General features: G+C 61.0%; 34 protein-coding genes and 2 tRNA genes. 20 read left to right on the top strand and 16 right to left on the bottom strand.

The genetic code is table 11. From position 1 onward, the window contains the following. Positions 1–222 precede the first annotated feature (222 nt). From RX331_RS19905 to RX331_RS19930, 6 genes are all read right to left on the bottom strand, one after another. Positions 223–450, bottom strand: coding sequence for a hypothetical protein (locus RX331_RS19905; RefSeq protein ID WP_317251617.1), 228 nt, complete (start codon positions 448–450; stop codon positions 223–225). A gap of 55 nt (positions 451–505) precedes the next feature. Then, positions 506–1,081, bottom strand: a complete 576-nt coding sequence (locus tag RX331_RS19910; RefSeq protein ID WP_410707888.1) for a CAP domain-containing protein — start codon at positions 1,079–1,081, stop codon at positions 506–508. A 75-nt stretch (positions 1,082–1,156) separates the two neighbouring features. Next, a tRNA-Pro gene (locus RX331_RS19915) sits at positions 1,157–1,233 on the bottom strand. A gap of 67 nt (positions 1,234–1,300) precedes the next feature. Then, the gene (locus RX331_RS19920; RefSeq protein WP_317251618.1) at positions 1,301–1,792 is read right to left on the bottom strand and encodes a DUF192 domain-containing protein; all 492 of its coding nucleotides are present in this window, start codon (positions 1,790–1,792) and stop codon (positions 1,301–1,303) included. 127 nt (positions 1,793–1,919) lie between these two features. Then, positions 1,920–2,585 (bottom strand): cold-shock protein, encoded by a 666-nt coding sequence (locus RX331_RS19925; RefSeq protein ID WP_317251619.1) that lies wholly within the window; start codon positions 2,583–2,585, stop codon positions 1,920–1,922. 209 nt (positions 2,586–2,794) lie between these two features. Beyond that, a complete protein-coding gene (locus tag RX331_RS19930) occupies positions 2,795–3,556 on the bottom strand; it encodes an SIR2 family NAD-dependent protein deacylase (protein WP_317251621.1) in 762 nt (253 codons plus the stop codon). A gap of 389 nt (positions 3,557–3,945) precedes the next feature. On the opposite strand from RX331_RS19930, the gene RX331_RS19935 reads away from it, so the two are divergent. From RX331_RS19935 to RX331_RS19950, 4 genes are all read left to right on the top strand, one after another. Continuing rightward, positions 3,946–4,116 carry a hypothetical protein gene (locus RX331_RS19935; protein ID WP_317251622.1) on the top strand — a complete coding sequence of 57 codons (171 nt, stop codon included), beginning with the start codon at positions 3,946–3,948 and terminating at the stop codon, positions 4,114–4,116. A 741-nt stretch (positions 4,117–4,857) separates the two neighbouring features. Next, the gene (locus RX331_RS19940) at positions 4,858–5,004 is read left to right on the top strand and encodes a hypothetical protein (RefSeq protein WP_317251623.1); all 147 of its coding nucleotides are present in this window, start codon (positions 4,858–4,860) and stop codon (positions 5,002–5,004) included. A gap of 138 nt (positions 5,005–5,142) precedes the next feature. Continuing rightward, entirely contained in the window at positions 5,143–5,337 is a 195-nt protein-coding gene (locus RX331_RS19945) for a hypothetical protein (protein ID WP_317251624.1), read from the top strand. Positions 5,338–5,526: 189 nt separating this feature from the next. After that, complete coding sequence (locus tag RX331_RS19950; RefSeq protein WP_317251625.1) at positions 5,527–5,754, top strand: hypothetical protein; 228 nt, start codon at positions 5,527–5,529, stop codon at positions 5,752–5,754. A 41-nt stretch (positions 5,755–5,795) separates the two neighbouring features. On the opposite strand, the gene RX331_RS19955 is transcribed toward RX331_RS19950, so the two are convergent. Then, complete coding sequence (locus RX331_RS19955; RefSeq protein WP_317251626.1) at positions 5,796–6,092, bottom strand: putative quinol monooxygenase; 297 nt, start codon at positions 6,090–6,092, stop codon at positions 5,796–5,798. 61 nt (positions 6,093–6,153) lie between these two features. Further along, a complete protein-coding gene (locus RX331_RS19960; protein ID WP_317251627.1) occupies positions 6,154–6,309 on the bottom strand; it encodes a hypothetical protein in 156 nt (51 codons plus the stop codon). A 250-nt stretch (positions 6,310–6,559) separates the two neighbouring features. On the opposite strand from RX331_RS19960, the gene RX331_RS19965 reads away from it, so the two are divergent. Beyond that, entirely contained in the window at positions 6,560–6,718 is a 159-nt protein-coding gene (locus tag RX331_RS19965) for a Flp family type IVb pilin (RefSeq protein WP_317251628.1), read from the top strand. A 7-nt stretch (positions 6,719–6,725) separates the two neighbouring features. Here RX331_RS19965 and RX331_RS19970 read toward each other — a convergent pair whose 3' ends face one another. Beyond that, positions 6,726–6,896 carry a hypothetical protein gene (locus tag RX331_RS19970; RefSeq protein WP_317251629.1) on the bottom strand — a complete coding sequence of 57 codons (171 nt, stop codon included), beginning with the start codon at positions 6,894–6,896 and terminating at the stop codon, positions 6,726–6,728. Between the two features lie 318 nt (positions 6,897–7,214). Between RX331_RS19970 and RX331_RS19975 the strand changes: the two genes are divergently transcribed. The 3 genes from RX331_RS19975 to RX331_RS19985 all read left to right on the top strand — a co-directional run bounded on the left by RX331_RS19975 (position 7,215) and on the right by RX331_RS19985 (position 8,863). Next, a complete protein-coding gene (locus RX331_RS19975) occupies positions 7,215–7,667 on the top strand; it encodes a VOC family protein (RefSeq protein WP_317251630.1) in 453 nt (150 codons plus the stop codon). 4 nt (positions 7,668–7,671) lie between these two features. Beyond that, the gene (locus tag RX331_RS19980) at positions 7,672–7,887 is read left to right on the top strand and encodes a hypothetical protein (protein ID WP_317251631.1); all 216 of its coding nucleotides are present in this window, start codon (positions 7,672–7,674) and stop codon (positions 7,885–7,887) included. A gap of 328 nt (positions 7,888–8,215) precedes the next feature. After that, on the top strand, positions 8,216–8,863 hold the full coding sequence (locus tag RX331_RS19985; protein WP_317251632.1) for a glutathione S-transferase: 648 nt from the start codon (positions 8,216–8,218) through the stop codon (positions 8,861–8,863). Between the two features lie 6 nt (positions 8,864–8,869). Here the strand turns inward: RX331_RS19985 and RX331_RS19990 are convergent, their stop codons facing one another. Further along, complete coding sequence (locus RX331_RS19990; protein ID WP_317251633.1) at positions 8,870–9,121, bottom strand: hypothetical protein; 252 nt, start codon at positions 9,119–9,121, stop codon at positions 8,870–8,872. Between the two features lie 209 nt (positions 9,122–9,330). On the opposite strand from RX331_RS19990, the gene RX331_RS19995 reads away from it, so the two are divergent. Next, positions 9,331–10,152 (top strand): phosphotransferase, encoded by an 822-nt coding sequence (locus RX331_RS19995; RefSeq protein ID WP_317251634.1) that lies wholly within the window; start codon positions 9,331–9,333, stop codon positions 10,150–10,152. A 95-nt stretch (positions 10,153–10,247) separates the two neighbouring features. Here the strand turns inward: RX331_RS19995 and RX331_RS20000 are convergent, their stop codons facing one another. After that, positions 10,248–10,508 carry a PilZ domain-containing protein gene (locus tag RX331_RS20000; protein WP_410707892.1) on the bottom strand — a complete coding sequence of 87 codons (261 nt, stop codon included), beginning with the start codon at positions 10,506–10,508 and terminating at the stop codon, positions 10,248–10,250. 218 nt (positions 10,509–10,726) lie between these two features. Here RX331_RS20000 and RX331_RS20005 point away from each other — a divergent pair. The 3 genes from RX331_RS20005 to RX331_RS20015 all read left to right on the top strand — a co-directional run bounded on the left by RX331_RS20005 (position 10,727) and on the right by RX331_RS20015 (position 12,011). After that, a tRNA-Glu gene (locus RX331_RS20005) sits at positions 10,727–10,801 on the top strand. A gap of 132 nt (positions 10,802–10,933) precedes the next feature. Next, complete coding sequence (locus tag RX331_RS20010) at positions 10,934–11,356, top strand: hypothetical protein (protein WP_317251635.1); 423 nt, start codon at positions 10,934–10,936, stop codon at positions 11,354–11,356. After that, positions 11,349–12,011 (top strand): SOS response-associated peptidase, encoded by a 663-nt coding sequence (locus RX331_RS20015; RefSeq protein WP_317251636.1) that lies wholly within the window; start codon positions 11,349–11,351, stop codon positions 12,009–12,011. The genes RX331_RS20010 and RX331_RS20015 overlap by 8 nt, the downstream gene beginning before the upstream one ends. A gap of 268 nt (positions 12,012–12,279) precedes the next feature. Here the strand turns inward: RX331_RS20015 and RX331_RS38850 are convergent, their stop codons facing one another. Beyond that, positions 12,280–12,579 carry a DUF2934 domain-containing protein gene (locus RX331_RS38850; RefSeq protein ID WP_410708294.1) on the bottom strand — a complete coding sequence of 100 codons (300 nt, stop codon included), beginning with the start codon at positions 12,577–12,579 and terminating at the stop codon, positions 12,280–12,282. Positions 12,580–12,822: 243 nt separating this feature from the next. Here RX331_RS38850 and RX331_RS20020 point away from each other — a divergent pair, with 243 nt between their 5' ends. Beyond that, positions 12,823–13,026, top strand: a complete 204-nt coding sequence (locus RX331_RS20020) for a hypothetical protein (protein WP_317251637.1) — start codon at positions 12,823–12,825, stop codon at positions 13,024–13,026. Positions 13,027–13,035: 9 nt separating this feature from the next. Then, on the top strand, positions 13,036–13,224 hold the full coding sequence (locus tag RX331_RS20025; RefSeq protein WP_317251638.1) for a hypothetical protein: 189 nt from the start codon (positions 13,036–13,038) through the stop codon (positions 13,222–13,224). Here the strand turns inward: RX331_RS20025 and RX331_RS20030 are convergent. Both RX331_RS20030 and RX331_RS20035 read right to left on the bottom strand, forming a co-directional pair. Then, on the bottom strand, positions 13,218–13,472 hold the full coding sequence (locus RX331_RS20030; protein WP_317251639.1) for a DUF6894 family protein: 255 nt from the start codon (positions 13,470–13,472) through the stop codon (positions 13,218–13,220). The two genes, RX331_RS20025 and RX331_RS20030, sit on opposite strands and share 7 nt — an antisense overlap. 805 nt (positions 13,473–14,277) lie before the next feature. After that, complete coding sequence (locus RX331_RS20035; RefSeq protein ID WP_317251640.1) at positions 14,278–14,463, bottom strand: DUF3606 domain-containing protein; 186 nt, start codon at positions 14,461–14,463, stop codon at positions 14,278–14,280. 117 nt (positions 14,464–14,580) lie between these two features. Here RX331_RS20035 and RX331_RS20040 point away from each other — a divergent pair, with 117 nt between their 5' ends. The 4 genes from RX331_RS20040 (at position 14,581) to RX331_RS20055 (ending at position 17,036) form a co-directional block, all read left to right on the top strand. Continuing rightward, complete coding sequence (locus RX331_RS20040) at positions 14,581–14,934, top strand: hypothetical protein (protein WP_317251641.1); 354 nt, start codon at positions 14,581–14,583, stop codon at positions 14,932–14,934. An 88-nt stretch (positions 14,935–15,022) separates the two neighbouring features. Beyond that, positions 15,023–15,580 carry an RNA ligase family protein gene (locus RX331_RS20045; RefSeq protein ID WP_317251642.1) on the top strand — a complete coding sequence of 186 codons (558 nt, stop codon included), beginning with the start codon at positions 15,023–15,025 and terminating at the stop codon, positions 15,578–15,580. A 464-nt stretch (positions 15,581–16,044) separates the two neighbouring features. Beyond that, a complete protein-coding gene (locus RX331_RS20050; RefSeq protein ID WP_317251643.1) occupies positions 16,045–16,344 on the top strand; it encodes a DUF2061 domain-containing protein in 300 nt (99 codons plus the stop codon). Between the two features lie 467 nt (positions 16,345–16,811). Then, complete coding sequence (locus tag RX331_RS20055; RefSeq protein ID WP_317251644.1) at positions 16,812–17,036, top strand: hypothetical protein; 225 nt, start codon at positions 16,812–16,814, stop codon at positions 17,034–17,036. 105 nt (positions 17,037–17,141) lie between these two features. On the opposite strand, the gene RX331_RS20060 is transcribed toward RX331_RS20055, so the two are convergent. After that, entirely contained in the window at positions 17,142–17,426 is a 285-nt protein-coding gene (locus RX331_RS20060; protein ID WP_317251645.1) for a hypothetical protein, read from the bottom strand. A gap of 91 nt (positions 17,427–17,517) precedes the next feature. Continuing rightward, positions 17,518–17,667: a hypothetical protein gene (locus tag RX331_RS20065; protein WP_317251646.1), complete on the bottom strand. Its 150-nt coding sequence runs from the start codon at positions 17,665–17,667 to the stop codon at positions 17,518–17,520. Between the two features lie 454 nt (positions 17,668–18,121). Between RX331_RS20065 and RX331_RS20070 the strand changes: the two genes are divergently transcribed. Continuing rightward, positions 18,122–18,352, top strand: coding sequence for a hypothetical protein (locus RX331_RS20070; RefSeq protein ID WP_317251647.1), 231 nt, complete (start codon positions 18,122–18,124; stop codon positions 18,350–18,352). Between the two features lie 507 nt (positions 18,353–18,859). Further along, a complete protein-coding gene (locus tag RX331_RS20075) occupies positions 18,860–20,092 on the top strand; it encodes a Zn-dependent hydrolase (protein ID WP_317251648.1) in 1,233 nt (410 codons plus the stop codon). The last annotated feature ends 9 nt before the right edge of the window (positions 20,093–20,101 follow it).

Genomic DNA, 20,101 nt, shown 5'->3' on the forward strand with positions numbered 1-20,101 from the left:
GAAAGCTGAAGGTCACCAGCACCTCATGGTGCCGCATGCCCTTGCCACCCTTTACCAGCCCGAGATCGCGGATAACGCAGTACGTCCCGCTGCTCATGCGAGCGAACTTCGCACCTCGAAAATGATTGCGCACACGCGACAACATGCACGCAGCATGCATCGCACGCCGATTCCGTCAATCTTGACGGCCGTCGAATCAGCCGCGCCGGAGTGCGAAAGCCGTCAGAGCGTTGCGTTGTTGCTGCGGTGTTCGCCGATCCGATAGATCTGCGCGGTCCGGGCCGGCATCCGGCCCAGCACCTCGCACCGCTCCTTCATGCGCGTGCCAGGGGCGTCCGGCTGCGCAAAGCACTCAAGAATCTGGATACGGATCTCTTCCGCGAGCGGACCTTCGACTTGGCGCATGCGATTCCAGAGCCGGATGATTTCGCGTTGCTTATCGACATCCATTGGGCACCTCCGAAGATGACCATGGGAACATAACAGGAACGATATTGCAAGCCGTTTAGAGGCAGAGGCTCAGAATCTTGAACCGGCACGATTCTGCCGCGCGCGATTTCGGCTTCGCCGCGTGCGCCTGCTTCGACTCCTTCGGCGAGGCCTTTGGCGGCTTGGGACGCTCATAGTCGCCTGCGATCACCATCGCCCAGTAGGTACGGCCGGTCTTCGCACTCTTCACGCTGGCAACACCGACGCGCGTTGCGCCGGGCAGCAGGAGGTTTTTCCGATGCCCCGAGGAGTTGATCCACTGGTCGAGGGTCTTTGGAAAGCTCTCATAGCCATACGCAATATTCTCTGCGGCCCGCCCTGCGCTCGCCGGACTCATGCGCGTATTGAAGTGGCCAAGAACGTTGTGATCCAACTGGTCCTTGGCGGCCATCGCCTGGGCCTGATCATGCGCGATCCGCGTCAGCGTCGCATCCAGGGTAACGCGCTTCTCCCCATGCTTCAGGCGAAAGTCGGATATCAGCTGCGCGGGATTGGCCGCGGCCGTCCGGCTGCCGACGGTCGCGGCGAAGCAAATGACCAGCCCCAGCAGAAGGGCCCGCCGCACCAGAATGACTGTTTTCCTACCAGCCACTATTGTTCCCCTGCCCCTCCCAACCGCGTCGGGAAGATTCAAGCCGAAAAGGACGCAACAAGTCATTGATTTTATTGGTCGGGGCAGCTGGATTCGAACCAACGACCTGCAGTACCCAAAACTGCCGCGCTACCAGGCTGCGCTATACCCCGATCCGATACTTCAGGAAATGCGTCGATACACGCTAAAGCCCCGGCCAGCAAGACGAGCGCTATACTGTCAGCGCTTGCCAAACAGCGGGTGCGCGACCCGGTCGCCGGGCTGAATGCCGTACTTCTGCGCCGTGCCAGCGATCACTTCCAGCACGCCTCGGGCAAGGCCACCCGAAGAGATGATCCTGGTGGAGAGCGGCTCGGTATTTTCCGCGATCCGCAGGATGCGGCCATCGGCGCGGATGAAGATCATGTCGAGCGGGATGTAGGTGTTCTTCATCCACATCGAGATCTGCTGCTCCGGCGAAAAGTCGAACAGCATGCCCTTTCCATCGGGCAATTCCTTCCGGTACATCAGCCCGGTCTGCTTCTCTTCCTCCGTCGTCGCCATCTCGACGGAGAACACGTGCACGCCGGACTTGGTTGCGATCTCGAGCGGCTGGACGCTCGCCGCCCGCGCGGCCGGCGCGACGCAGAGCGCAATCAGCACGGCAAAGACAAGCGATATCACCAGGGGGACCGGTATGCGGAGCCGCGCAACCACTACAGCGAAATTCATTGAAGCACTCACGCCTGAAATCTCGGGGAATTGGCCGGGAACCTAACCCAGGGATGGCGGCAAATACCACAGGCCGCCGTGCGGGTGCACGGCGTCCGGCTCACGTTTCCGTCAGCGGCGTGGCGGATCAGTGCGAGGACAGCGCCGACGGTCCGGTCTCGGGATGGATCTCGGCCGCCATCATGCCCTTGGAGCCGGGCCCGAAGCGCACCAGCACATACTGGCCGGGGCGCAGCTCGGTCATACCGAAACGGCGCAGCGTCTCCATGTGGACAAAAATGTCCGGCGTACCCTCGCCGCAGGTCAGGAAGCCGAAACCGCGCAGCCGATTGAACCATTTGACCTGGGCCCGCTCCAGGCCGCTGGTCGGCGTGACGCTGACATGCGTTCGCGGTGGCAGCATCTGCGCCGGATGGATCGCGGTGGATTCGTCCATCGAAACGATCCGGAACGCCTGATAGCCTTTTGCGCGCTGCACGCACTCAACCACTACGCGAGCACCTTCATAGGCGGTCTGGAAACCGTCGCGCCTGAGCACCGTGACGTGCAGCAGCACATCCGGCCAGCCGTTATCAGGTACGATGAAGCCGTACCCCTTTGACGCGTCGAACCATTTGATGACGCCTGATATTTCGACCAGATTGGCTGCGGCATCGCCGAGCCCCGAGAATGCATCCACCGCCGGATCGCGCTGCGCGCCGGCAGTGTATTCACCTGGTCCAAGTCTGTTTTGCCCTGTCCCGCCTGGCGGCGGCCCCCCGAGCTTCTTGGACCCAAATTCGTCCGACCCCATGACCCCGGACCTCACACTTCAAAAAAGCGGCCCGCTGTCGCCGAAGCGGACCGGAACACGCGCCCAACCATGACCATCATGATAACGCAGCGCGAATCTCTCGAATCAAAAGATAACACTCTCGATTGTGCCGCATAGCTAAAAAAAACAAAATTGCGGCGGCTGTGAACAAGCTTGCATAACCGCGAATCACTCGAATCGGTTGGAGATCAATTGCCTACAAACGGTCCGAGCGTCTCGCCGATGTCGAAACGGATCACCAGATCGGCCACATCATCCTGTTCCGTCGGCTCATTATTGATGATGACGAGCTTGGCGCCGCAGTTCTTGGCCATCAGCGGAAAGCCCGCGGCAGGCCAAACGACGAGCGATGAACCGATGGCCAGGAACAGATCGCAGCTCTGCGCCAGTTCGGTGGCGCGGCGCATCGCATCTTCCGGCATCGACTGTCCAAACGAGATCGTCGCGGTCTTCACCGGCTCCTCGCAAACGGTACAATCGGGTGCAGTGCCGGCCTCTTCGAAGCGCGCCCTCACCCAGGGAAGATCATAGGCCTGTCCACAGCCGATGCAGCGGGCATAGGTCGTATTGCCATGCAGCTCGATCACATCGTCGGCCTTGAAACCTGACGCCTGATGCAGATTGTCGATGTTCTGGGTGATGATCGCCGGGGTCTTGCCGGCCTTGTAGAGCGAGGCGAGCGCGCGATGCCCGCGACCGGGCCTTGCCGCCGCAAAGATCTCCTCCATCGCAAAGCGCCGCCGCCAGGCCTCGGCCCGTGCGTCGGCGCTGGCGACGAACTCGTCGAACGCAATCGGACGGTTGCGTGTCCACAGGCCGCCGGGCGAACGGAAATCCGGAATGCCGCATTCGGTCGAAATGCCGGCTCCGGTAAAGGGAACGATACAGCGGGCTTCGGCGATCATGTTGCCGAGCTGCTCGACGCCGCTGCGCAAATCCTTGGCGATCACCGCTGATATTTTCCGAATGGTTGGACCGCGCCGACTATAAGCACCGCCATTCGGATTACCAGATCGATGCGCCTGCCAAAGGGCGCACCGCCTCGTCGTCGCAGGCGGCCTCATCAAATCGCCTTATACTGCCTTCGCCTCATTCTTCCCCATCACGCCGCCTTGGCGACGCTTTCCCCTGGGCTCTTTTTTCTTTGGATTCCCTGGCTCCGTCGCTCTCCTTCGCCTAGGGCACGGGTGCGCTCTCGGGAACCCGAGAGGACGACAAGCAACCGACAAGAATGCGCCACGCACTATCCACGACCTTCGCTGCAAAGCCGCAGACAATCACAAACATGCCCCATTCGCGCGTGCCAATCGCTGCGGGGCGAATCAACCGAGAAGACGGAATGGCGAAGACGGAAAAGGAAGAACGACTCGCGCGCGATCGCGCCGAAATCGAAGCACGCGTGGCAAGCTTCAGGGAAACCCAACAGAAGTTCGAGCGTGAACGCGAACAATATTGCGATACGACCTTGGCCAACGCGGTGAATGGATCCGCTCCCTCGTTCTGGCGCTGATGCGGAACCGCGCAAGCGCTCGGCATTGCGTCGTCGCCGGCTGAATATGGCGCGCGGAACTGACGAGTAATTGCAAAAGCACAGGAACGGCGCCGCGCTATCAACGTTTTTAGTCAAGTGCGACAACCTTGCGAGAGGTGAACGCACGAAAGACCCCGTCCCCATCCTCGGATGTGGGCGGATTTTTGTTTGGGATTCGCCTTTCAACCTAACCGCGAGCCATGCGATCTCGCGGGTCTGATGGTCGGATTGCGCAGGAACTAGCACCTGACCGTCGGGGTTTATTTAAGGGGAAAGGTGCGTCATGCCCGTATGGATGGAAATTCTGATCAATGTGATCGGTTACGCCGGCTTCATTGCCGTCGCGACCTATCACAAATCGCCGGGCGAGAAATTGCCGGACCGCTGAAGGTTGCCGCGGTTACGTAAGTTCGCCTGCTGCAGCCCGCCTGTCGTGCGAACGAGTTTACAACGCGTTTTGCGATTCAACCCAACCCAACAGGGTTATCTTCGCTTTCGAAAAAACATTGCGATGTGTTGCTTATTCCGACGCAGCTGATCCCGCTGTCTCTCGGCACCATCGCGCACCCAACCGCACCTCTTGAGGAAAGACTCCTTTTGTTCTTTTGGAACGAACAGGGGGCGAATTTTCCGGCCCGGCTCCCTCTTAAGATACCGTTACCCGTGCGCGCGCGTCGAACCTTTTTGGTGGCATCCAGACTCATCGAAAAAGGTGCCGCCATGACCCAAGCCGACCACTATCGCGAGCAGGCCAACCGCGCCCGCCGTCTAGCCGAAGCCGTCAAGGATCCCGAAGCTTCGCAGAAGTTGATCGAGATGGCCGATGAATTCCGCCTCTACGCCGAGCGGCTGGAAGAGACGCATTAGGCCATTGTGCTACGGGGGAATTGAAGCGGAGCGTAAGCCTCTGTTTACCTTTTCCTGTAGAAGCGCCCTGCCGTTAACCGAACCTCTTTACAAGACGTAAATACGCGCCTGACAGGGTTTGGTAAGGAGGGTTGTACCATGGTCATTTACCCAATACCGGTTGAAGTGACACAAGCCAGAGTTCAGCTCGTGGTCGATCAGACCGCGAAGGCGCCGCAGCATACGATCAATCAGGATCTTCAGGCCGTCGACCATGCCAAGGCAGCCGCCGTAGAAGCGGCCCTTGCTCCGGCAAAGCCCGAAGAGCCGCCGCTGGTGGACGTCAAGGTCTGAGCTGACGAAAATCCTGATCCTGCACATGAGGGCCGGATGGGCCACTCCGTCTTTACGCGCCATGCGAGCTGCCGCGCGTGCACGACGCTCACGGGTGCTGCGGATGTGTGAAGCTGGGGCTTTCCCCTGAACGGCACTGTGCGTGCAGTCACATCGGCACCCCGTCGGCCGCGCTATCGTTGCGGCATGATGTTGCTTCGCACCCTCCTGATCTGGTTCATTCAAGCCTTGCTGTTCGGCATCGGGATCGGCACCGCGGGCCTGGCGGCGCATCTGCTCGGCCCGCTGCTGGCGAGCGCCTTTGCCATCCACGAACTGATCCCGACCGCGCTTGTCTTCTTCGCGGCCGCGGCCGGTCTCGGATGGCTTGGCAGCAGATACTGGCCGGAGGACTGGACATACAATCCCCTCCTCTGATCGCCCGACCTGCGAGCCCTTCAGGCAGGCGATGGCGCCTGCTATCGCTCGATCGCTTCCGTGCGGTAGATCTGCGTTCCCGTCGTCTCCACAATACGGCCCTTGAGCGATTTCACGAACGCCTTGGACCCTTCGACGGCGAAATGCGTCCGCAGCGCTGCCTCATCCGCCCATCGCTCGAAGAAGAACAGCCGCATCGGGTTCTGGCAGTCGACATGCACATCATGCGAAATGCAGCCGGGCTCCGTGCGGGAGCGCTCGACATGCTCAAGGCACGAGCGCAGCACGTTGTCGAACATATCCTCGCGCGCCAGAATGCTGCCCGTTACGATAATCATGCCATCCCCTTCGCACCGGCGCCCGCCCTCGGCAAGCGCGCGTCGAGGCGGGCCAATCCGGCTAGTGTATCAGACGCGGCAGCAGCACGGATACCGCCAGCAAGGCGCCGAGGCTGCCCACGACCGACAGCTTCATCCGGGCCGTCCTGGCGTCGGTGATCGGCAGCACGAGGAAGAACAGCATCGCGAGAATGAGCGCGCCATAGAGCAGGTACATCGTCGATCCCTCCGTTGATTACAGGATGGACCGCGGAGGCAATCGCGTATGTGTGAGGGATCACGCCGGATGGAAAGCGCCGGTTTGCTTCGTTCCGGGATGCTGGGCACAAAATCGCGAAAACAGCCCCATCAAAGTAAAAGCCCGAACTTTGTCCCAGGCTCGCAACGCTTGCAATTTTACGCTTTTGGTTGTCTTGACGGCAACTTGGGCGTGCCACATGTGTTCTGGGAATTCGAGAGTGAAATGCATGTTCGGAAAGTTTCTGCGTGACGAGAGCGGCGCAACCGCCATCGAATACAGCCTCATCGCCGGATTTATCGCCCTCGCCATCATCGCCGCCGTCGGACTGACCGGACAGAGGCTCGTCGAGCTGTTCCAAAGCCTGATCCCTGCCCTGACACTCTAGGGCGCGGTCAAAGCCCCGCCAGGACGAAAATGGCGAGGATAGCCAGCGCCCACAGCGCGAAGCCGGTCAGCCATATCGCGAAGTCGTTGGGGTCCTTGTAGCCGAACAGGGAAAGGACCGACGCGCCGGTGGCGTAGAAGAGAATTTCGAGAAACAGGTTCAGGAGCCGGTCGAGCATCAGGTCTCCGATCCGAAGTGGTGCATGGCCACTGAGCCGGGCAGCCGATTGCGTATCGCTTTGTCCAGCTCACGTCATTGGTACCTTCTACTGCTGGCCATTAGTCACCCTGCGCGCCGCTCCGGTTCACCTACCCGGCAAGGACGCCTTCGTGCGCACAAGGCCACAAGTGAAGAGTTCAAAGGGCATGAGCGCGCGAACGGCAACAGAGCAGAGTCGCCCGTGGCGACTGCCCATTGCTGCGATTTGCTGCTATCTAGTGCCCTGCCCCGCCTATAACGAGGGAAAATCCGCACTCGTTCTCAAGGAGTTCGCAAAATGAGATACCTCCACACCATGCTGCGCGTCCGCAATCTCGATACCGCGATGAAGTTTTACCGCGATGCGCTGGGGCTGAAGGAAGTACGCCGGGTCGACAACGACAAGGGCCGGTTCACGCTGGTGTTCCTGTGCGCGCCCGAGGACGAGGGCCTGTTCAAGGCGGCGCCGCAGAACCGCGGCGCGCCGCTGGTCGAGCTCACCTACAATTGGGACGAGGAGAACTACGGCGAGGACCGCTATTTCGGCCACCTCGCCTACGAGGTCGACGACATCTACGCGACCTGCGACCGTCTGATGAAGGCCGGCATCACCATCAACCGGCCGCCGCGCGACGGCAACATGGCCTTCGTGCGCTCGCCGGATCTGCATTCGATCGAGCTGTTGCAGAAGGGCGAGCCGAAGCCGCCGGCAGAGCCATGGACCTCGATGCCGAACACCGGCCACTGGTGAGGCGTTGTACCAATTCTTCGTGCACGTCCGCCATCCGAGCTATCGGCTCGTGATACGCGCCGACGCGCCGTTTCCGTCCGACACGAACGAAAGCGAATGGCGGCTGACGCGCAGCCGCCATTCCGACGATGTCAACGCCGAGGTGCGCGAAGCCGTCGAACGGTGCGGCTATTCGCTGTTTCGGATCGGACTGTCGCTCTCGGAAATTCCCAAATCATAAATCGTTCCGTCGCGCCGGCCTGTTATTGCGCCGGAACAGGCGTCGATGTTCGGCGTTTTCTCCTCGATTCATGTTGAGGAGGAAGATGATGGGACGAGGAATCCTGTTGTGGTTGCTGGGCGTGCCTATCCCGGTGATCATTTTGCTGTGGCTGTTCTTCGGTCATTGACCGGCCGCCGAACGCTATGCAGCGCAAGGTCGGGCTCTGTCGCATCGCGGCGGGGCCTGATTTGTTTTGAGGGCTTGTATTCCGGCGCAGGATTTTTTGCCCTGCCCGCCGATCTTCGGCTATGAAACGCAGCAACGAAAATCAGCGGGAGCAACGCGCGTGGCTGACAACGACAAGCAACAACTCACCGTCTGGGGCCGGGCCAATTCGGTCAACGTTCAAAAAGTGCTGTGGTGCCTCGCCGAGCTCGGCCTCGCCTACGAGCGCATCGACGCCGGCATGCAGTTCGGCAAGAACAACGAGCCGGCCTATCTGGCAATGAACCCGAACGGCCGCGTCCCGACCCTGGTCGACGGCGACTACGTGCTGTGGGAATCCAATTCCGTGATGCGCTATCTCTGCATGGCCTATGGCGCGAGCTCGCCGATCTACCCCGCGCAGCCGAAGGCGCGCGCCGGCGTCGATCGCTGGCTCGACTGGACGCTCTCGACGCTGCAGCCGGTCGACCGTCCGGTGTTCTGGGCACTGGTGCGCACCCCGCCCGAAAAGCGCGACATGGTCGCAATCCAGCAGGACGTCGACGCCGAGGCCGTGGTGTGGCGGATCGCCGAGGCGCAACTGGCAAGCCGGCGCTTCATCGAAGGCGAGCAGTTCACGCTCGCCGACATCGCGATCGGCGCCTTTGCGCGGCGCTGGCTCGGCGTCGAAGGCGTGACAAAGCCGCAACTGCCGAACCTGGAGCGCTGGTTTGCGCAGCTCGCCGAGCGTCCCGGCTTCGTGCAACATCTCTCGTCGCCGATGACGTGACGGCCGTTAGCGCGGGCCGCTGGAAACACCTGCACCAATACTCACGGCGCCGCCGATCTTCACGCAGGTGCCGGTGCCTTCGACCCTGACGAAGCCCGCGCCGTACTCCGCGCAGGCATTGGTCGAATTCGGGCGCTTCAATGGAAGCTCTTTGCCCGATGGCGCGACCTTGTAGGGCTTGTGAGGACGAGGTTGTTCCGCAACCGCGGCAACCGAAGACAAAATGAGGGCTATTGCCAGCAGGAGGAGTTTTTGCATCCCCGCTTTTTACTGCCGCTTGCCGGTCGGCGCCAGAGCAGCAGACGGTGGACCAGAACCGGACTTGTCTCAAACCGCGCGTCGCTTCGCGATTCTGGCAAACGCCGCGGCCGGGGACAAGCCACAATCATGGCTGGCAGCCAAGATCGTGGGAGCGTTCTCTTTTGCCCGCCGCCGGTGTTTGGTCGCGACCGGCGGGAGGACGGGCGATGCGGGGATCCCTCGGGGAGAAGATCAACCAGGGCGGCACGGCGGACATCCACGTCTGGGCGCCAGGTCAGGTCGTAAAACTGTTCAAGGAAGGTTTCCCGCCGCAGCTCGGCCGGCAAGAGGAGCGGATCACCCGGGCGGTCTTCGCCGCTGGCGCGCCGGCGCCGGAGGTGTTCGACGAAGTGACGCTGGACGGACGCTTCGGCATCGTGCTCGGCCGCCTCGACGGACCGACACTGCTGCAGCTCACGCGCAGCGGCGGCGTGACGTTCGCCCAGGCGGGCGCGATACTGGCGTCCCTCGCCCTATCCGTTCACAGGATGTCGCCGCCGCCGGAGGCGATCTATCTGCGCCGCTGGATGGACACCGCCTTCAGACTCTCAGGCGACATCGTGCCGAAGCACGTCGCCTCCGGCATCCTCGCGCTGATCGACCGCCTGCAGCATCCGGGGGACGGGCTGTGCCATGGCGACATCCATCCTGAGAACGTGGTCATGACGGCGGATGGTCCGCGGCTGATCGACTGGACCTTCTCGATCCGCGCGCCTGCCGCTTTCGATCATGGGCACTTTCACATCAACCTGACCGAGCTCGCCCTCGACGTCACCGACAATCCGCAGCGGCCGCTTGCGGTCCATGCGGCCGCGCAATCCGAATACGCGCGGCTGTCCGGCATGCCGTTAGCGGCGCTGAAGCAAGCCATGGAGACCTGGCTGCCGATCGCGATCGTCCGCTACTTCCTGCTTATGGGCGGGCCGACAAGCGAGCGATGGCGGCGGATGATGCAGAGCGCCGAAGCGGCCTTGCGCCCGCAGGACTGAATCCTTCATCGCGCGTGGCCGGCTCGCCGCGAACTATCTTGCTTCGTTCAACTTGTGTCGATCAGGCCGTGGCTGCGCGTTAGCGAGTCCGCGTCCTAGCGGACGAACTTGACGCCCACCGTCTTGCCACGGCGCCAGACCACTTCACAGCGGCGGCCGGTTCGCGCGTCGCGCGAAAACGCCAGCAGCAATTTCGCCGGCAGCGAGTTCGGATCGTCGATCGTGACCTTCGCCCCCGTCGTGGACATGTCCTGCACCACGCATTGGCGCGCGGCAAAGCCGCCTTCCAGCGTGATCCAGCCGGGCTGGCTCAATGATTTGCGCGTCTCGCGCTTTTTGCTCGGTCGCAAGGCCATGTCGGAAATCCCCCCACCATTTCCCTACACCGGCCGGCTTTACATTCCGTTGCGCGGCGCGGCGTAACGTGCAACCCACAAGATCGGCGTTTCGAGCGGCTTGCCCCTCCAGCCAAACGCCACTATACGTTCGCCCGTCGCCGCCGCCATGAGCCATGGACGGCCGGCGGCCAACACGGCCATCAAGCGCATAACGCGTTGATTTTCCGGTTGTTTTTGCTCCCTTCGTCTATCGGTTAGGACGCCACCCTTTCACGGTGGAGAGAGCGGTTCGATTCCGCTAGGGAGCGCCACTGCGCAAATCCGCAAGAAATTCCCCATAAATTACAATCGTTTATAAAACGGCCCGATTTGCTGTTGCACAGTTTGTTGCACACTCGGTCAGGATGACTTGTTCACGGCATGTTCTTGCCTACAATGCCGCAATGGCCGCCCTCACCCGCCGCCGCGATCGCGACTGCCCTGACCGCTGGATGATCTATTTTGGCGACGTCCGCGTCGGCGACATCGGGCCTCGAGCTGGCATTCCAACGAAGCTCGATCAATGGGGCTGGTACTGCGGCTTTGATCCGCCGGCGCAGCGCCGCTTGTGGGCCGGTGGCACGGCCCCTGACTTCCCCCAAGCGCGCCAAAAATTCGAGGCCCCCTGGCGCGAGCTGTTGCCCCGCTTTACCGAGGATGACTTCGCAGCTTATCGGTTTGATCGCGCCTGGAACGCCTGGAAGTACAGAATGTGGGAAACTGGACACAAGATGCCGACACAAGTACCGGAAGGCCGCTCCAGATGCTTTTGCGGCACTGAGAGCCACGTCGCAGCCGCCCACATGGTCCAACCTGCCAATGTGTAACCTCTACTCGATCACCACCAATCAGGAAGCCATTCGCGCGCTATTCCGCGTGATGAACCGCTATGTCGGCAACCTGCCGCCGATGCCGGGCGTGTTTCCGGATTATCCCGCCCCCGTCATCCGCAACGCCGGCGCCGAGCGCGAGCTCGTCCTGATGCGCTGGGGCATGCCGCCTCCGCCGCGAACCGGCGGGCCGCCAGCGACCAATATCCGCAACACTTCCTCCCCCCACTGGCGCGGCTGGTTGAAACCCGAAAACCGTTGCCTGGTGCCGTTCAATAGTTTTGCCGAGTACGCGCCGGAGCCGAACCCGGAGACCAAGAAAAAGGACGTCGTCTGGTTCGCGATCAATGACGATCGGCCGCTGACCTGCTTTGCCGGCATCTGGACCGAGTTCAAGGGCGACCGCGGGACGAAATCGAAGCCGATCCCCGGGCCGCACAATGTCTACGGCTTTCTCACCACGTCACCTAACGCCATCGTCGAGCCGATCCACCCGAAGGCCATGCCAGTGATCCTGACCACCGACGAGGAGCGCGACGTCTGGATGCGCGCGCCGTGGGATGAGGCCAAGGCACTGCAGCGGCAGCTGTCCGACGATGCGATCAGAATCGTCGCCCGTGGCGCCGACAAGGAAGACAAGGCCGCCGCATGAAATACAGCCTGGTGGGAATGAGTCCTTATTCTTTAGCCCAGGTCATCTTCTCGCATTCCTCGCACCGGAGTAGGCGAAATGTTCTGCCTCTCTGGCTGTCCAGGATAGCCATGGGCCGAGTGATACCGCCGCAGCCTATACACTTGCGCTGTAGCTGTTGGTTGGGCGTCGGCTGCTCGTCGCCCATGGTCAAACTCGCTCATTGTGGTTCTGCCCGGGAACAGGCACCCGACGAGTAACACACAGCACGCAAGTTCCAACCAAATTTCTACATTTCCGACAATCGGCGGTTAGTGATTTCCGTCTCGGCCTGCAGCCAGAACTCCAGGTCGCGGCCCTCTGGCCGACCGTTTTGCTCCCACAACTCGCGGGCGCGGGTCCTGATCGCGTCCTTAGCACGACGCGCCTCCATGTGTTGCCGTAGCGTCCGCTTCAACTCGTCGATCCAAGCAGTGAGACGTCCGACCGTGGTCTGGTCGCTCACTCTCGAAGCGATGCGGCTGGCCTGCTCGATTCTCCGCTGCAGCTCACGGGGATCGTCATCGGTCTGATCTATAGGCCTCTCCATCAAGGTTAGACGGTTTTGGCCGACTATTGTTCAAAACACCGCAAATCGCCGCCGAGTGCCGCCGGGCGAGGTCGTTACTCAAGTTCCCTCACATGAGCCAAAACGAAAAAGTTCCCGTATAGGAACAAAATATACGTGTGGCGGCCGGTGTTCGGCCCGGCGAGAATGTCCCGTCAGCGCGGTCTGTGGCATCGGTGATGGAGAACGCCGGTTGCGCTCGCGCCCCTCGAGCCGAGTAGGAAGATGCAGCGACGCACCTTTAGAAACGTACTTTCGTTTCCCGATCGTTTATCGAAAGAGGCCGAGCGCTGGCGCATGGAAGCCGAAAAATTGCCGCCCGGCAGCACGGAGCGGGCCGCACTGGAGCGAAAAGCGCGCCAGGCCGAAACCGCTGCCCACATGGATGACTGGCTTAAATCGCCCGGCTTGCAACCGCCGAAACCATGAGGGGAGAATATGCGTAGCGTTGCGGAATATCTGGAGAAGGCAGCAGAGTTCGACGAGCTGGCGGCGTCCGCGAACGTTGAGGTTCTACGGAAGCGATATGCCGATATCGCGGCATGTTATCGCCTGCTCGCCAAAGATCGAGAATGGCTGATTAGCACCGGCGCCATCGAAGGGGAGCGGACCAACCTAGATCACTGATCTTCTTCGCTTTGCTGGAGCCGCTCGAAGGCGAACGTGCACGTGACGTTCAGAAGTGGCCCCCTTTCATTCCGCACTTCAACGCTCATACGATGGTCCGCGCCACGTTTGGCCATCGTGTCCACGGCCAGTTCAGCCAGAGACATGGCGGCCTCTTCCTGAACGGCCTTAAACGACGAGTAATCGCGACCTTCATCGTCAGTTTGCAACTTGTCGCCGTCGCGGACGTCGAAGTAGTAGCGGCGCATCGAATCCTCACACCGAAAAACCGCGACGCTTTGCACAGAACAGTCGTTTTTGTCTGTCCGGGAAACGACGGAAACCGAAATTAAAGCAGGTCCAGCAAAGGAACAAGGTCACCGAGCCGGCGTTGAGCGACCACGATGAGGCTGCTTACCGAATATCTGGAGCATGCGCTCACCTTTGAACGCATGGCTTCCGAAGAAGAAAACGTAGAGCTACGGCTTCGCTTCGAAGCGCAAGCCGCTGCGTACCGTAAGCTCGTGGCCGAACGGGCAGCCAGATACGGCCTGCCACCTCCGAGTCCACCGCCACGCATTATTCATCAGCCGACTTCTCGTGCCCAGGGCTAATCTTTTGTCGCAGTGAAGCCTGGCGGCATTTCGGGGATGTCGGCTGGATCCACGGGATCCGTCCTGTTGCAGGTCGGACACGGCGCGCCGGCGCCGCCGCACTCGCAGCCCTGCTCGCCGAGAAATGGCCGCTTGGGATTCTCACAAACCCAACGGCTGTTGTTGCACCTCATGCAGAATTGCATCAGATCCTCTTGATCGCTCGCCTTCAGCCTTGATCCAAATCAACAGATCAATGCTATCGCGGGCTGTGGTATTCCGATGTCGCGGATCGATTGGAATGACGCGCTGCTCCTTGCGGCCACACTGACACTTGCGGTGGGCGCGATAGGCGTCCTTTTCTTCGCTATGTAGCTCCTCACGGCAGAGGGCCCCAGCGGCGGCGCTGAGGCCCTCTCGGGCTACGGTGTCGCAGCGGGGGGATGCGACGCGGATCAACCCACTTCCTTCGATTGCGTTCCTAACGTCCCAGCTGCCGCTCAACGCGCTTCCGGCTGCTGCCTACCTTCTTAACCGCCTTCTTTACCGCGCTCGCTGATCGTCCAGTTTTCTTGGACTCGTAGCGCACCTCATAGTCCTGACCGCCCGCCACGCGCGCTCCGTCCTGCTTGCGCCCGCGGCTGGATTTCTTCTTTGCCATCGCCATCCTGCGATACCTCCTGATGCTGCAAGCAACGCGGCATAATGTTTCCGGTTCCGTTTCTTCCCGGCCGGAACGATTTGGTCGAAGTCACTTTGAGTCCTGCATTGCGTGGAGTTGATTATGCGCAGGTCCAGTTGGACGCCCTCGATCGTCCCGAGCGGCACTGACGAAACGGTTTACCTGGTGGCGAATGATTTCGGTCGACTAGGCCGCGCCTGGCGGGAGGCTGACTACGAAGCCACCGATCTGGAGACGGTCATCCAGGACCTGCTCAGCGGTCAGTACAGTAATCCCTTCCGCGTCATCGCCTTCAATACCGCCGAACGCTGGTCGGAAGACGTTTCCGAAGAAGTCGCCCGTGAATTGCGCCGGCGCTGCGATTTACAGATGTGCGAGCTCCCCGCTTCGCTCTTCGATTTCGTAAATCAGCACGATGAGCCCAATCGACGTCAATTGACCCTGCGGCTGGCCTGAATTCGATTCGCATTCCCGGCGGGAATGCCTATTTTTTCCGGATTCTTAAACGGATATTGAACCTTGCATCCCGACCCCTGGAACGAAGGTGCCGGCGGGTCCCGACTGGATCCACGAAATCAAACACGACGGCTACCGCCTAATCATCCAGCGCGAGGGCAAGCGCGTGCGGCTGTTCACGCGTAACGGCAACGACTGGAGCGACCGCTTTCCGCTAATCACCGAGGCTGCGCTGCGCAACCGCATCAGCTCGTTTGTCATCGATGGTGAGGCCGTGCTGCTCGGCGTCGACGGTCGATCCGATTTTAATGGCCTGCACAGCCGCAAGCACAATGACGAAGTGCAGTTTTACGCTTTCGACATCCTCGCGATGCAGGGTGAGGACCTGCGGCCGCTGCCGTTGCACCTCCGCAAGAACAATCTGGCGCGACTACTCGCGCGTCCTGTCGACGGCATTTTTGTTTCTGACTTCGAACAAGGCGAGATCGGGCCGGACCTCTTCAGGCATGCCTGCATGACTGGACTCGAGGGCTTGGTTTCAAAGCACCGCGAACGACCCTACCGCGGCGGCCGCTCGCCTCACTGGATCAAGGTCAAGAACCGAACCCATCACTCGATTGACCGCGTCAAGGAAGCATTTTCCTAATCGCTGAACCAAATACCAGATTTGGGGCTGTTCCCGAGTAGCCGTCATGCGCGACCCGGCACGCGCGGAGGAACGATCCTGGCCTGCCGACGTAGGAATCGCGTGGCGTCTATAAACGCTACCGCGGCTCCAGCTCCTTGTGCCGTCTCTCGACTCCCGGGGCTGGAGCCCGCCGCTTAGGGGGACAGCCACTGTGACGATCCCATTGGTTTGGAAACATCGGCACTCGCGGTGCACCGTTAAGGCATGGCAAACGCCGACGGCCTTCATCGGAAGGAAGACTAAGCGACGGGCGCCGCGCTGACTTGCGCATGGCGGGAATGCTCCTTCAAATCCTGTGATCCGCCAGCGGTAAGGTTAACAATCTCTTTCGATTGTCGATAAAATTTTATCTATTATGATGATTGGCAGTTCAGCGGTGCGTGCACCCGCTTAACCTCCCCAAAACTCAGCAGAGCATGCCAATGCGCAAGACTATTGCGAAGGCTGTGACGTGGCGGCTGATCGGAACCGCCGAGATTTTTGCGATCTCCTTTTGGATGACGGGGCACATCACGACGGCCGGCCATACAGCCGGGTTCGCGGCCATCGCCTCGTTCCTCACATACATAGTCCACGAGTTAGCATGGAATGGCTCCTTTTCACGAGATCGAGTTGCAGAATGCGGTGCGACAGTTGCCCTTCGCATCATTGGGCTCTCGACACAGATCACCAATCGGCACTCGGGCGTCGTCAATCCTTCCCAGAATGGCCCCTCGCTCTGATTGACAGAATGCTCCGATGACTGCCAGCCGGTGGCGCTGCAAAAACGCGTTCTGACGCGCGCCAGCGAGGTCATGAAAATGCCCCGGCGCGAGCATGCGCCGAGGCCATCAAAGTATTCAATTTCGAATAACCAGACAGGTAGTGGGCATCGTCTGGCACTGCCATATAAACGGGATAAAGTGGCAATGTCTGTCCCATACTGAACAGAAGATTGATAGCGCGCCCGCCGCAAGGCACCCGTTAGCCGAACTACTCGCCAGGAAAATCATTGAGGATGCACAGACCGGAATTCGCGAGCCGGCGGACATTTCTGCTCAAGCCGCTGACGCAAAAATGGCCCGCAGAGACCATCAAATCGCTTCCTTATAGTCGGGCCGGCGTCCCACCATCTTGGGAAAAGATGGCAACGTCACCCTTCTCGCGCGAGTCCGTTATGTTCATAGAAGCCAGACGCCAGGGGACAAAAATGACCATCTATCGCCTGCTGCAAAATGTGCCGATTGGATCAGAAGAGATCAGCCGTTTGACTACCGCCTATGAGCGAACATTGCGCACCATCGGCATTGTTGACCGGGGGGACGCGCTGGCTGAATTGGTCGCCAGGAAAATCCTTGAAGTCGCACAGACTGGCATCCGCCAACCCGCTGACATTTCTGCTCAGGCAATCAAGGAAATAGCCGACGCCATTTAGCGGGCATGTGAATGCGAGAAAGCCTCCAGCGTCGCCGCTCGAGACCTTTCGTTTGCCGCGGCGCGGGCAGCATCCGGCGGCACGGCAAGTCGCGTTCGACGGGTTTTACTCGACGGGTGGCTCCTGCTTCTCCCGGAACGGATCAGCGGCCTCGTCGTGGCCGCTACGGCTGCTGAAGAACATCAGGGCCATCAGGCCGCATCCGACGAGAAGCGAAAAAAACGTGCCGAGCCCAAGGGCGATCCAGCCGTGCCGATCCATCACGACGTCGCCCGTCGCGTTCCATACGGTCGTCGCCCAGACGCCAGTGAGGATGAGCAGGGCCACCAGGACCAGGATGAGCGCGATTTGTCCGGGGCCAAGTCTTAGCATTGGGTCAAGGCGTCGCATGGGTAAGCCTTCTGGATTCGTCCCTGCTGGCGGTGAACCATCAGGGAACGCATGCGTCCCTCCGCACGAAACGCGACAGCAGGCCGTCAGTCTATTCGATGCGCGCTTTTTCCTTGAGGTCGCGGATGCGAATTTCGGCTTCTTCCCTGGAGGTCACGATCTCGGACTCGTCAGGCACGCGGGCCTCCCTGCTAAGCCTCTTCAGTTCATCGAGCTGTTGCGGCGTGGGCTTTCCGGTCATCGGCGGCTCCTCTGGCAAGCCAACGATGTCGAGAACGCGCCGTTCCTCAATGCATCAGCTTTCGGCAGTGCGAGGCGGCAGAATGCCTATTTCGCGAGCTTACTCTGTGGCTTAGGACCCGGCCGCCACGTTACAACCACGTTCAAATCCCAACGGAACCATTTTTGGGGCTTAAGGGAACCACTTTCGAGTTCCAATATCTCAGTCGTTAACGTGATCCGTCAAACGGACACGGCGTAAGTAATGAGGTACAGGGAATGGATATAGCTGCCATCGCGATTACGGGTTGTGTCGGGATCTACCTCGCTCTCCGCTATACTCTGCGGTCCTACTTCCCCCCGGATACCTGATAGGACGCAAGCGCCGGGCACCGGCGTTTGGCTGCTTGCCTGAATATGATCTCGTGGTGGCCGGGTTTCCCGGCCATTAATTTTCCGGCGCCAGCGATGAGAGCGTGCTTATCCACGTGGAGGACATCAACATCACTGGCGGCTTCTCGAAGACCGACTTCACGGCTGACGCCAACGGCCAAAACTTCGTCACCGTCACCAGTATCAACGGACGGCTGATGGCGGACGTTTCGCTCACAGCGATTAATGGCGCGACGTTCCAGGATGTGCGGCAAGTCCGGCTCGGAGGCTTCGAGGCGGTCAGTGCCGTCCCGAGCCATCCCCCTGGGCCATGATCCTGGGCTTCGCCGGCGTCGGGTTGTGGCTTATCGCCGCCGCATGAGCGAGGGTCACTCGACCGCCGGTATGCGCGATGCAATCGTTCCTGATAGCCGGTGAAGCTCCTTCTATTCGCCTGATTCAGCGCTCTCTCAACGTGCCGGAACCTGCATTGCACGCCCTCGCCCGGCCGGCCTGCGCCGCCCCTTCACGACAAACCCATTTCCTCCGGTATGACTAGGCGGCTACAGTTCCACCCGCAGCCGGCCCTCACACCGGCCAGGCCCTCACACTTTTTGCGAGAGCAATGCAAAACTACACGCTAAGGGAAAAAGCCAAGATCACAGCCGGCGCGGTGGCGGCACTTGTGGTTGTGGCATGGCTTGCGGTCATCGGGCTTGCGCTGCTCATGGGATAAACTCACGCTAACTGCCTCGTTCACGGAACTTTGTTCTACCCTCGCGAAAACGTGAGGAACTTTGTTCTACCCCGGAGAACTACGGATAAACGAACGCGTATCCTTCATGATTGATCATCTTCCGCGTGCAAATGGCGCGCGTGTTCTCGCCGATCTGCACGCGCTGCGCGCAATAGGACCGTATAAATCCGGTGTCCACAAGCCGACATTTTCGGAACCGCATCTGCGATCGCTGCACTGGCTGATGCAGCGCCTTCCCGATGCTGGCCTCACCGGCGAGATCGACGGCATCGGGAACGTGATCTCGACCAGCCCCAAATCAGGTCCGAAACTGTTGGCCGGCTCGCATCTGGAAAGCCAGAACCAGGCCGGCTGGCTCGATGGGCCGCTGGGCGTGGTCTACGCGCTCGAGGCCGCCCGCGTGATCAACCGCGATCCGGCGACGCGCGGCGCCGTCGAAGTTGCGGCGTGGTGCGACGAGGAAGGGCATTTCGGGCACTTCCTCGGCAGCCGTTCCTATGTCGGCGCGGTCAGCGAAGCCGAAATCGATGCGGCGCGCGATCGGAGCGACGGCCGGACCATGCGCGATGCGCTGGCAAGCGCGGGTCTCGCCGGCCGTCCGCGCGTGCAGGCGGAGCGCGGGCGTCACATCGGCTATCTCGAAGCCCATATCGAACAGGGCGAAACGCTGGAAAGCAGCGGCCTCAAGATCGGCATCGTCACCTCCATCGTCGGGATCTGGCAATACCGCATCACGTTCACCGGCGAGCAGAACCATGCCGGCACGACGCGGATGGCCGTCCGGCGCGACGCCGGCCTCGCGCTGGCCAGATTCTGCGTCGCCATCGACGATCGTTTTCCCGCCGCCTGCGGACCGCGCACGGTGTGGACCACCGGCCGCATCACCCTCGATCCCGGTGCACCCAGCATCATCCCGGGCGCGGCGGAGATGCTGTTTCAGATCCGCGATGACGATCCCGCGGTGATCGCGCGGCTGGAGGATCTGCTGCGCAGCATGGCCGCGGAGGTCGACAGGCAGGGCCGCTGCCGCGTCGCGGTGGAGCGGATCCGCACCGGCGCGCCGGCACGAATGGATGCCTCGTTCCAGGATGCCATCGAGGCCGCGAGCGCCGCCCTGGCGCACGGCAAATCGCTGCGCATGCCGAGCGGTGCCGGGCACGATGCCCAGACCCTGGCCACCATCATGCCATCGGGCATGCTGTTCGTGCCCTCTATCGGCGGCATCTCGCACCACTGGACCGAGAACACCGCGGACGCCGACATCGTCACGGGCGCGGAGATCTTTGTCGAAGCCTGCCGGCGGCTATTGATGCGGTGAGGCGGCGCG

The sequence above is a fragment of the Bradyrhizobium sp. BWA-3-5 genome, from assembly GCF_032917985.1.
Taxonomy (GTDB): domain Bacteria; phylum Pseudomonadota; class Alphaproteobacteria; order Rhizobiales; family Xanthobacteraceae; genus Bradyrhizobium.

Excerpts from the sequence above, each read along its gene's own strand:
- RX331_RS20075 (WP_317251648.1), top strand. The coding sequence starts at position 18,860 with ATGATTGATCATCTTCCGCGTGCAAATGGCGCGCGTGTTCTCGCCGAT.
- RX331_RS38850 (WP_410708294.1), bottom strand. The coding sequence starts at position 12,579 with ATGGAGAGGCCTATAGATCAGACCGATGACGATCCCCGTGAGCTGCAG.
- RX331_RS19935 (WP_317251622.1), top strand. The coding sequence starts at position 3,946 with ATGGCGAAGACGGAAAAGGAAGAACGACTCGCGCGCGATCGCGCCGAA.
- RX331_RS20035 (WP_317251640.1), bottom strand. The coding sequence starts at position 14,463 with ATGGCGATGGCAAAGAAGAAATCCAGCCGCGGGCGCAAGCAGGACGGA.
- RX331_RS20025 (WP_317251638.1), top strand. The coding sequence starts at position 13,036 with ATGCGTAGCGTTGCGGAATATCTGGAGAAGGCAGCAGAGTTCGACGAG.
- RX331_RS19960 (WP_317251627.1), bottom strand. The coding sequence starts at position 6,309 with ATGTACCTGCTCTATGGCGCGCTCATTCTCGCGATGCTGTTCTTCCTC.
- RX331_RS20050 (WP_317251643.1), top strand. The coding sequence starts at position 16,045 with ATGCGCAAGACTATTGCGAAGGCTGTGACGTGGCGGCTGATCGGAACC.
- RX331_RS20030 (WP_317251639.1), bottom strand. The coding sequence starts at position 13,472 with ATGCGCCGCTACTACTTCGACGTCCGCGACGGCGACAAGTTGCAAACT.
- RX331_RS19990 (WP_317251633.1), bottom strand. The coding sequence starts at position 9,121 with ATGCAAAAACTCCTCCTGCTGGCAATAGCCCTCATTTTGTCTTCGGTT.
- RX331_RS19950 (WP_317251625.1), top strand. The coding sequence starts at position 5,527 with ATGTTGCTTCGCACCCTCCTGATCTGGTTCATTCAAGCCTTGCTGTTC.
- RX331_RS19965 (WP_317251628.1), top strand. The coding sequence starts at position 6,560 with ATGTTCGGAAAGTTTCTGCGTGACGAGAGCGGCGCAACCGCCATCGAA.
- RX331_RS20040 (WP_317251641.1), top strand. The coding sequence starts at position 14,581 with ATGCGCAGGTCCAGTTGGACGCCCTCGATCGTCCCGAGCGGCACTGAC.
- RX331_RS20065 (WP_317251646.1), bottom strand. The coding sequence starts at position 17,667 with ATGACCGGAAAGCCCACGCCGCAACAGCTCGATGAACTGAAGAGGCTT.
- RX331_RS20000 (WP_410707892.1), bottom strand. The coding sequence starts at position 10,508 with ATGGCCTTGCGACCGAGCAAAAAGCGCGAGACGCGCAAATCATTGAGC.
- RX331_RS20010 (WP_317251635.1), top strand. The coding sequence starts at position 10,934 with ATGGCCGCCCTCACCCGCCGCCGCGATCGCGACTGCCCTGACCGCTGG.
- RX331_RS19970 (WP_317251629.1), bottom strand. The coding sequence starts at position 6,896 with ATGCTCGACCGGCTCCTGAACCTGTTTCTCGAAATTCTCTTCTACGCC.
- RX331_RS19945 (WP_317251624.1), top strand. The coding sequence starts at position 5,143 with ATGGTCATTTACCCAATACCGGTTGAAGTGACACAAGCCAGAGTTCAG.
- RX331_RS19905 (WP_317251617.1), bottom strand. The coding sequence starts at position 450 with ATGGATGTCGATAAGCAACGCGAAATCATCCGGCTCTGGAATCGCATG.
- RX331_RS19955 (WP_317251626.1), bottom strand. The coding sequence starts at position 6,092 with ATGATTATCGTAACGGGCAGCATTCTGGCGCGCGAGGATATGTTCGAC.
- RX331_RS19925 (WP_317251619.1), bottom strand. The coding sequence starts at position 2,585 with ATGGGGTCGGACGAATTTGGGTCCAAGAAGCTCGGGGGGCCGCCGCCA.
- RX331_RS20020 (WP_317251637.1), top strand. The coding sequence starts at position 12,823 with ATGCAGCGACGCACCTTTAGAAACGTACTTTCGTTTCCCGATCGTTTA.
- RX331_RS20060 (WP_317251645.1), bottom strand. The coding sequence starts at position 17,426 with ATGCGACGCCTTGACCCAATGCTAAGACTTGGCCCCGGACAAATCGCG.
- RX331_RS20015 (WP_317251636.1), top strand. The coding sequence starts at position 11,349 with ATGTGTAACCTCTACTCGATCACCACCAATCAGGAAGCCATTCGCGCG.
- RX331_RS19995 (WP_317251634.1), top strand. The coding sequence starts at position 9,331 with ATGCGGGGATCCCTCGGGGAGAAGATCAACCAGGGCGGCACGGCGGAC.
- RX331_RS19940 (WP_317251623.1), top strand. The coding sequence starts at position 4,858 with ATGACCCAAGCCGACCACTATCGCGAGCAGGCCAACCGCGCCCGCCGT.
- RX331_RS20055 (WP_317251644.1), top strand. The coding sequence starts at position 16,812 with ATGACCATCTATCGCCTGCTGCAAAATGTGCCGATTGGATCAGAAGAG.
- RX331_RS19920 (WP_317251618.1), bottom strand. The coding sequence starts at position 1,792 with ATGAATTTCGCTGTAGTGGTTGCGCGGCTCCGCATACCGGTCCCCCTG.
- RX331_RS19975 (WP_317251630.1), top strand. The coding sequence starts at position 7,215 with ATGAGATACCTCCACACCATGCTGCGCGTCCGCAATCTCGATACCGCG.